We start from the raw sequence: 8700 nt of genomic DNA, 5'->3' as shown, positions 1-8700 counted from the left end.
GTTCCGGGGGGGTATTCGGTCGGGAAGACGCCGCGGCGTTGCAGCTCCGGCACGACCTGCTCGGCGAAGTTGATCCAGTCTTCCGGCAGCAGCGGGAACATCAGGTTGAAGCCATCGGCGGCGCCCGCCTCGAACCAGTCCTGCAGCTGGTCGGCGATCTGCTTCGGCGTGCCGGCGACGGTCGGCACCGAGCCGCTGTTCGCCAGCTTGCGGGCGATTTCGCGCAGCGTCAGGTTCTGCGTCGCCCACTGCTTGACCCGATTGAGCGAGGTGCGCCCGCCATTGAAGGTGCTTTCGTCCGGAAGCTGCGGCAGCGGGCCGTCCGGCGGATAGGCCGAGAGATCGATGCCGCTCCAGCTCGACAGGAGATCGATGCCGACACGATCGGGGAGCAGCGTCTGCAAATATTCCTGCCTGTCGCGCGCCTCGGCCTCGGAAGCGGCGACGATCGGCAATATGCCGGGCAGGATCTTGAAGCTCTCCGGCTTCCTGCCGTATCGGGCGAGACGCTCGTTGATGTCCTCACGGTACCGGATGCCGTCTTCCCTGGTGCTATAGATGGCAAAATGGGCATCGGCATGGGCGGTGGCGAAGTTCTTGCCGTCCTCGGACGAGCCGGCCTGGACGATCAGCGGGTGGCCCTGCGGCGGCCGCGAGACGTTGAGCGGCCCGCGCACCTTGAAATGCGCGCCGCGATGGTCGAGCACATGGACCTTGTCCGGATCGGCGAAATAGCCGGTTTCCTTGTCGAACAGCAGGGCTTCGTCCTCCCAGCTGTCCCACAGCCCTTTGACGGTATCGAGGAATTCGGCGGCGCGCTGGTAGCGGAAGGCGTGCTCGATATTGCCGTCACGGCCGAAATTGCGCGCCTCCTCGTCCATGGCCGAGGTGACGACGTTCCACGATGCCCTGCCGCCGCTGATATGGTCGAGCGAGGCGAACAGGCGCGCCACGTTGTAGGGCTCGCTGTAGGAGCTCGAGGCGGTGGTGATAAGGCCGATATGTTTCGTCACGCTGGCCAGCGCCGACAGCAGCGTCAGCGGCTCGAGGCGGGCATTGGCGTAGTGGGCGACACCGCTCTTCACCGAATCCCAGATGGACACGTGGTCGGCGACGAAGATGGTGTCGATCCTGGCGCGTTCGGCGGCTTGGACCAACTCGCGATAGTAATCGAAGCCAAGCACTTCCCGGCCTGGCGCGCGTGGATGGCGCCACGACATGCGATGGTCGCCCTGCGGGTTGAAGAAGAACGCGCTGAGGATCAACTGATTTCGCGCCATGCTGGCCTCCTTGCAAATCGCTGGGAGACACGGGCGCCGCATTGGTCGGCGCGACCCGCGATCTCCAATCTCCAAAAGGCTAGATTGCGCTTGGCTTTAATTCGAGTAATTTTATAGAGATAATATACTATGCAAGCGGAAGCGATTGCCCTCGATTAGGGCACCGGCAGAAAGCGATTTCGAGGTCTTGATGTCCCCTTCGGTCCTGAATGTGGAGAAACTTTCCATCGCCTATGGCGGGAAAAGAGGATGGCAATCCGCCGTCGACGGCGTGTCGCTCGCAATAGGTCAGGGCGAAGCGTTGGGACTGGTCGGCGAATCCGGCTCGGGCAAGAGTTCGGTGGCCATGGCGATCCTGCGCTACCTGCCGGGCAACGCGCGAGTGGCGGCCTCGGCGCTGGAATTCCAGGGCCGGGAAATCGGCGGGCTTTCCGGCGAAGAACTGCGTGGCTTGAGGGGTGATCGTATCGCCGCCGTCTACCAGCATCCGGGCGCCGCGCTCAGTCCGGCCATGACGATCGGCCGGCAGATCGGCGAGACGATCATGCGCCATCGCCCGGTGCGCCACGAGGAAGCGCGCTGGCGCTCCGCCGAGTTGCTCCGGCGTGTGCGCGTCGCCAATCCCGAGCGAGTGCTCGATCTCTACCCGCATGAGCTTTCCGGCGGCATGCAGCAGCGCGCCAACATCGCCATCGCCATCGCGCTCGACCCGGCGCTGCTGGTGCTGGACGAGCCGACCACGGCGCTCGACGCAAGCGTGCAGTCGGAGGTCATCGCGATCCTCGACGACCTGCGCCGCGACCACAAAACCAGCATCCTCCTCATCAGCCACGACATCAACCTGATCCGCCGCTCCTGCGACCGCGTCGCGGTGATGCAGTCGGGCGCGGTGGTCGAGAGCGGCGGCGCCGCGGATGTCTTCGAGAACCCCACCCATGCCTATACCAAGGCGCTGATCGCCTCGATCCCGGCGCTCAATTTCACCAAGCGGGACGGCCGGCTGGCCGAGATCGGTACGACCGTTCGTGGTCGTACTGGGGCGATCCCCGCTCCTGCCGCTCCAAGAGACAGACAGGTCGCCATCGCGTGCAAGAACATCAGTCATTCCTTTGGCGACCAGGCGGTGCTGCACAAAGTCGAGCTCCGCATCGAGCAGGGCGAAACCTTCGGCCTAATCGGTGAATCCGGCTCCGGCAAATCGACGCTGGCGCGGATCGTCACCGGGCTGCAGACGCCCAGCCAAGGATCGGTCGAGCTGTTCGGCAGGACGGTGGCGCCACGCGCCGAGAAGCGGGCGCCAGGCGAACGGCGCGACGTGCAGATGGTCTTCCAGTCGCCCGACCGCACGCTCAATCCGCGCCACCGGATCGGGCGGATCATCAGCCGACCGCTGCGGCGGCTTGCCGGGCTTGGCCAGAGCGATGCGAAGAACCGCGTTGCCGAGCTTCTCCGCTCCGTCAGGCTGGCCGACACGACCGCCGAGCAGAAGCCACGCTCGCTTTCCGGCGGCCAGCGGCAAAGGGCGGCGATCGCTCGGGCCTTCGCCGGCGCGCCGAAAGTGGTGGTGCTGGACGAGCCGACCTCGGCGCTCGACGTCTCGGTTCAGGCCACGGTGCTCAACCTGCTCAACGATCTGCAGCGCGACAGGAACACGACCTATCTGTTCATCAGCCATGATCTCAGGGTGGTGCGCTACATGGCCGACAGGATCGGCGTGCTCTATCGCGGGCGGCTGGTGGAGACCGGCACGTCCGAACAGGTATTCCGCGGGCCCAACCACCCCTACACGAAGCTGCTTTTGGCAGAGTCGTCAGATGATTCGCCTGCGGTCTCCGTCCAGGCGGAGATTGCGGCCGAGATCAATTCGAACAGCGGGTGCGCATTCGCCGGCCGCTGTCCGTTGGCGCAGCCCGGTTGCCTGAGAGCGGAACCGCCCGCCACCGATGCGGGCGACGGCCATCTGATCGCCTGCTGGCGACACGGCGAATTGTCCTGAAGCGTCAGGGCCGCTGCGAAGCCGAGACGAGATCGGCCTTGCGCCGCGCCGTCTCCAGGCCGACCGCGATGAAGCGGCGCGCATGGCGGGCGAGCTCCATATTGTCGATCCACAGATTGCGCCAGATCGCCGTCTTCCGCGACAGGTTCTCGTCGACGATCTCCGAGGAGAAGGACTCGAAGCTGAGGTCGTCGCTGTAGCCGATCGCCGTCAGCGCATCGAAGATCGCGGCGAAATCGATGCTGCCGGTGCCGAGGAAGCCGCGATGGCTCTCGCCGATATGGACATAGCCGATCTTCTTCGCGGCGTGGCGGATGGCCAGCCCGACATCGGCCTCCTCAATGTTCATATGGAAAGTGTCGAGATGCAGGAAGATGTTGTCGGAGCCGGTGTCCTCGATGAAGGCCAACCCTTGCGCGGCGGTGTTGAGCAGGTTGCTCTCGAAGCGGTTGACGATTTCGAGATTGAGCGTGACCCCGGCAGCTTTGGCGGTCTCTGCAACCTTGGCAAGTGTTCCCGCGCTGCGGTTCCACTGGTCTCGCGTCGGTGCTTCGGTCTGCAGTCCATGACTGGTCGAGAGGATGCCGCCGACCTTTTGACCGCCGAGATCGCGCGTGAGGGCGACGGTGCGGTTCAAGATCTCGACGCCACGCGCGGCGACCGCCTTGTCGGGGCTGGAGATGTCGCCATCGGCCGGCAGGCCGATGCTGATCGCAACGCCCAGGCCGAGATCGGCGATGCTCTTGGCGAGCCTGCCGATATCGACATCGGCCGGATCGAGATAGGAGAACTCGATCAGGTCGAAGCCGGCTTCCTTGGTGTTGGCGAGCGTGCGTTCGAGATCCGCCTGCACCGAGCTCGCAGACCAGACGAAAGAGTGGATTCCAATGCGCGACATGATCATCTCCGTCCGATGAATGAGGCGCGGCCGGACCGATCCGGCCGCGCCAGCCTTGGGAGCAGGCTTTTTAGCGGGCCGCCGTCCAGCCCTTGTAGTCCTTCAGGTTCTCGGCGGTGATCAGCTTCGGATCGAGCAGCACGGTCGGCTCGGCCGGCTTTTTGCCGGCAAGCACATCCGCCGCCATCGTCAGCGACTGGCCGGCCATGACATAGGGATCCTGCGAAGCTGAAGCCTTGATCATCGAGGTGCCGGAGGCGAACTCCTTCTCGATGTCGGGGGCGCCGTCGACCGCGGTGATGATGAATTCCGAGCGATTGAGCTGCTTGGCGGCGAGCTGCGCGCCGATCGCCGTCGGATCGTTGATGGCGAACACCGCGTCGATCTTGTCGAAGCGGGTGAGCAGCGACTGGAACACTTTCAGGCCGCCGTCGCGCGAGCCTTCGGCGTTCTGGTCGTCAGACAGGACCTTGATGTCGGCATGATGCGCAAGCACGTTCTTGCAGCCCTTGACGCGCTCCAGGATCGAGGACGAGGCCGGACCGTTGAGGATGACGTAGTTGCCTTTGCCGCCGGTGTGGTCGACCAGATACTGGCAGGCCTCCTCGCCGGCCTTGACGTTGTTGGTCATCACGGTGACGTCGGCGCCCGGCGCCGAGACGTCGAAGGCGGCGACGACGATGCCGGCCGCCTGCGCCTTCTTGACCGCGGGCGCGATCGCCTTGGCATCGACGGCATTGAGCATGATGACATCGACGCCGGCGGCGATGAAGGAATCGATCTGCGAGACCTGCTTGTTGAGGTCGTAGTCTGCCGACACCGACGTCACCTCGACCTTCGGGTTGATCTTTTTGGCCGCGTCCTCGATGCCCTTGATGGTGGCGACGAAGAAGGGGTTGCCGAGCAGGCCGACCGAGATGCCGACCTTGTTGAGGTCCTTGGCCGATGCCGGCGCGACGGCGAGGGCCGCGAGGGCCGCGCCGCAGAGAAGTTTGGCGATGGTCTTCATTTACTTGCTTCCTCCGATTGCCCCGCGCCTCTCACGGTGCGTTACACACAATCCGGCTCATCTTGGCCGGCGACCAAGGTCATTCACGTTCTTGCTCCGGCCTGGAGCCGGTAACGGTCGAGGGCGACCGCCACGATGATGACCAAACCCTTGATGATGTACTGCCAGATGTCCGAGACACCGGCCAAAATGAGCCCGTTGGAAAGCACGGCGATGATCAGCCCGCCTATCAGCGTGCCCCAGATCGAGCCGACGCCGCCGACGAAGCTGGTGCCGCCGAGAATGACGGCGGCGATGGCGTCGAGCTCGTAGGACTGGCCGAGTTGCAGGCCGTTGGCGGCGTAGAGCCTGGCCGCCGACATGACGCCGCCGAGACCCGCGAGCAGGCCCGACACGCCATAGACGAAGAGCAGCACCAGCGGCACCTTGATGCCGGTGAGGCGCGCCGCCTCGGCATTGCCGCCCACGGCATAGATCCAGGTGCCGAGCACGGTGCGCTTGAGCACCAGCCAGGACAGCACCACCACCGTCAGCGCGATGATGACGAGCCACGGAATGCCGAACAGCGAGCCATTGCCGATGAAATCGAAAGGCAGGTCGGAATTGAACACCGTCGTGTCCTCGCCGAGCAGGCGGGCGACGCCGCGCACGGCGGTGAGCGAGCCCAGCGTGACGATGAAGGGCGGCAGCTTGATGTAGGCGACAAGCAGACCGTTGATGACGCCGAAGCCGAGGCCGAGCAGAATGGCGGCCGGAATGCCGAGCATGCCCCAGTCCGGCACCAGCGACACCAGCACCGCGACCATCGCCGAGGCGGCGAGGATCGAGCCGACGGAGAGGTCGATGCCGCCGGTGAGGATGACGAAGGTCATGCCGGCGGCGAGCACGATATTGATCGACGACTGCTGGCTGACGATGAGCAGGTTGGTGCCGGTAAGGAAGCGCGGGTTGATGAACTGGAAGCCCACGGCAAGCAGCACCAGAACCGGCAGCATGCCGAGCGCGGCGAAGGCCGTGCGCAGCCGCCGGCTCCTGACCACTGCCAGATCCGCCGATTTCGCCACCCGTGAGCTGTCGGTCATCTTGTCGGTCCTTCCTGGGCCGCTCCCGTCGCAAGTTCCATGATCTCTTCCTGACGCAGCGGTCTGCCCTCCGACGCCGTCACCTCGCCGACGATGGCGCCGTCGCGCATCACCAGCACGCGGTCGGCCACGCCGATCACTTCGGGCAGCTCGCTGGAGATCATCAGGATGGCGATGCCCCTGCCGGCAAGGCTGTCGATCAGCCGGTAGATCTCCGACTTGGCGCCGACGTCGACGCCGCGCGTCGGCTCGTCGAGGATGACGACCTTGGGCTCGGTCTCCAGAAGGCGGGCAAGCAGCACCTTCTGCTGGTTGCCGCCCGACAGCGAGCCGGCATTGGCCTGCGCCGAGCGCGTGCGGATCGAGAGGTCCGCAATAGCCTTTGCCGCGCGCCTGTCGGCAGCGGTGAAGTCGCGAAAACCGCCGGCGCGCGCGTCCTTCGCAAGCACGCCCATATTGATGTTGTCCGCGATCGACATGTCGAGGAACAGGCCGAGCTCCTTGCGGTCCTCGGTGAGGTAGGCAATGCCGGCCTCCAGCGCCTCGCGCGGCGAAGCAATGGCAATCGGCTTGCCGTCGAGTTCCAACTCGCCCGCACTGCGGCGGTCGGCGCCGAAGATCAACCGGGCAAGCTCGGTGCGGCCGGAACCGACCAGCCTCGCCAGCGCCAGGACTTCGCCGTGGTGAAGATCGAACGAGCAGTCCTTCAGCAATCCGCCGTCCGACATGCCGCGCACCGACAGCGCCACACGGCGCTGGCTGTCCGGCGGCCGGTGATCCTTCTTGTAGAAGGCCGAGAGATCGCGGCCGACCATCATCGAGACCAGGCGCGAGGCGTTGAGGTCGGCGCGCTCGAGGGTGCCGACATAGCCGCTGTCGCGCAATACGCTGACCCGATCGGCGAGCTGGTAGACCTCTTCCATGCGATGGCTGATGTAGATGATGGCGATGCCCTGCGCCTTCAGCGTCGCGATCACTTCGAACAGGCGGTCGGTTTCGCGCGAGGTCAGCGAGGTGGTCGGCTCGTCCATGACGATGATACGGGCACTGGTCGACAGAGCGCGGGCGATCTCGACCAGCTGGCGCTCGCCAAGCGACAGGCTGGAGACCAGGGCGCGCGCCGAAAAAGAAACGCCGAGCCGCTCGACGATTTCCCTGGCGCGGCGGTTGCACTGGTCGCGATCGACAATGCCGAACCTGCGCGGTTCGTTGCCGAGGAAGATGTTCTGCGCCACCGTCAGGTTCGGCGCCAGCGAAAGTTCCTGGTAAATGACGGCGATGCCCTGGGCGCGGGCCTTGATCGGATCGCCGGTGGCGACCGGCGTGCCGTCGATCAGGATCTCGCCGCCGGCATCCGGCCGATAGGCGCCGGACAGCACCTTCATCAGCGTCGATTTGCCGGCGCCGTTCTCGCCCATCAGCGCATGCAGCTCACCGGCATTGACGGTGAGCGATACGTCCTGCAGGGCGCGGACGGGACCGAAGGTCTTGGAGATGTGGCGCATCTCCAGCACCGGCCTTTGCGGCGCCTCGACATGGGCGGCGGCGCTCATTGCGCAGCTCCTTCCGCCGCGCCGGCTATTTGGCGCCCGGCAATGAGGCCGCGCCAGTCGTCGCGGTAGCGGTCCAGACCCTTGAAGTCCGCGGCGCGTACCGGCTCCGGAGTCTCGGCGGCGAACTCGCAGCCAACGCTCTCGAAGGCAAGCGCGGCCGCGCCCGTGGCGCTGCCTTCCAGCGTGGCGCCCTGCATGAAGGGTTGGCCCGACCGCAGCGCGGCCAGGAGGGCGGCAAGCAGACCGCCGGCGTTCAGCCCGCCATCGACGATGACGGTGTTGCTTGAACGGATCAGATCGAGCGACAGATCGATCATCAATGCCACGTAGAGCAGTGCCACGGCCGCGCGCTCCTCGCCATCGGAAACCCGTCCGACGATTTCGCCCGTCCACCCCGACAGCGGTCCGCCCGGGGCAAAGCTCGGCAGGGCCATGGTGCCGGCGTCGATCGCGCGCTGTATCGAGGCCGGCGCGATCGAGCCCTGCCAATTGCCGCTGATTGCTGCGAATTCGCGCCCGCCCATGAAGCGGATCGTGGGCACCGGGCCGCCGTCGACATCGACATTGACCAGCATGTCGCGTTCGCGGTCGAGCGCCTCGAGCGGGCAGTCCGGATTGAGCACGATCACCCAGGTGCCCGTCGACACCACAGTGACTGGTCCGAGATCCTGCCGCCGATAGGCGTGAAGCGCGGCGTTGCTGTCATGGACGCCGTTGTGAATAGCGACCGGCTTGCCGGTCCGGCCAAGGCGCCGCTCGCCGGTCACGGCGCCGGCGCGCGCGAAGGCGGGCATTTGACCACGCCAGCCCTCGGCGTCGACCAGCGAGGAGAAGTCGCGCTTGCGCGGCGCCCACAGATGCGAATGGCAGCCGAGATAGGAG

At 65.7% G+C, this 8700-nt stretch carries 6 protein-coding genes and 1 pseudogene; 1 reads left to right on the top strand and 6 read right to left on the bottom strand.

What is annotated here, in order from left to right; translation table 11 throughout:
* Positions 1 to 1280: LLM class flavin-dependent oxidoreductase (locus EOA28_RS15490; RefSeq protein WP_148670725.1), on the bottom strand; the 1280-nt coding region annotated here is incomplete at its 3' end.
* A 190-nt stretch (positions 1281 to 1470) separates the two neighbouring features.
* On the opposite strand from EOA28_RS15490, the gene EOA28_RS15485 reads away from it, so the two are divergent.
* Complete coding sequence (locus EOA28_RS15485) at positions 1471 to 3276, top strand: ABC transporter ATP-binding protein (protein ID WP_127385985.1); 1806 nt, start codon at positions 1471 to 1473, stop codon at positions 3274 to 3276.
* Positions 3277 to 3280: 4 nt separating this feature from the next.
* Here the strand turns inward: EOA28_RS15485 and EOA28_RS15480 are convergent, their stop codons facing one another.
* The 5 genes and pseudogenes from EOA28_RS15480 to EOA28_RS15460 all read right to left on the bottom strand — a co-directional run.
* Complete coding sequence (locus EOA28_RS15480; RefSeq protein ID WP_127249344.1) at positions 3281 to 4174, bottom strand: sugar phosphate isomerase/epimerase; 894 nt, start codon at positions 4172 to 4174, stop codon at positions 3281 to 3283.
* 70 nt (positions 4175 to 4244) lie between these two features.
* Positions 4245 to 5183, bottom strand: a complete 939-nt coding sequence (locus EOA28_RS15475) for an ABC transporter substrate-binding protein (protein ID WP_127249343.1) — start codon at positions 5181 to 5183, stop codon at positions 4245 to 4247.
* An 83-nt stretch (positions 5184 to 5266) separates the two neighbouring features.
* Positions 5267 to 6265, bottom strand: a complete 999-nt coding sequence (locus tag EOA28_RS15470; RefSeq protein WP_127385984.1) for a ribose ABC transporter permease — start codon at positions 6263 to 6265, stop codon at positions 5267 to 5269.
* A complete protein-coding gene (locus tag EOA28_RS15465; protein ID WP_128315023.1) occupies positions 6262 to 7818 on the bottom strand; it encodes a sugar ABC transporter ATP-binding protein in 1557 nt (518 codons plus the stop codon). The genes EOA28_RS15470 and EOA28_RS15465 overlap by 4 nt, the downstream gene beginning before the upstream one ends.
* Positions 7815 to 8700: pseudogene (locus EOA28_RS15460) on the bottom strand (carbohydrate kinase); the annotation flags it as partial. The pseudogene EOA28_RS15460 and the gene EOA28_RS15465, both read right to left, overlap by 4 nt.

The sequence above is a fragment of the Mesorhizobium sp. M2A.F.Ca.ET.067.02.1.1 genome (genome assembly GCF_004023285.1).
In the GTDB taxonomy this organism is placed as follows: domain Bacteria; phylum Pseudomonadota; class Alphaproteobacteria; order Rhizobiales; family Rhizobiaceae; genus Mesorhizobium.
The sequence above is the reverse complement of the archived record's forward strand: the minus strand, read 5'-3'. Positions and strand labels throughout refer to the sequence as shown.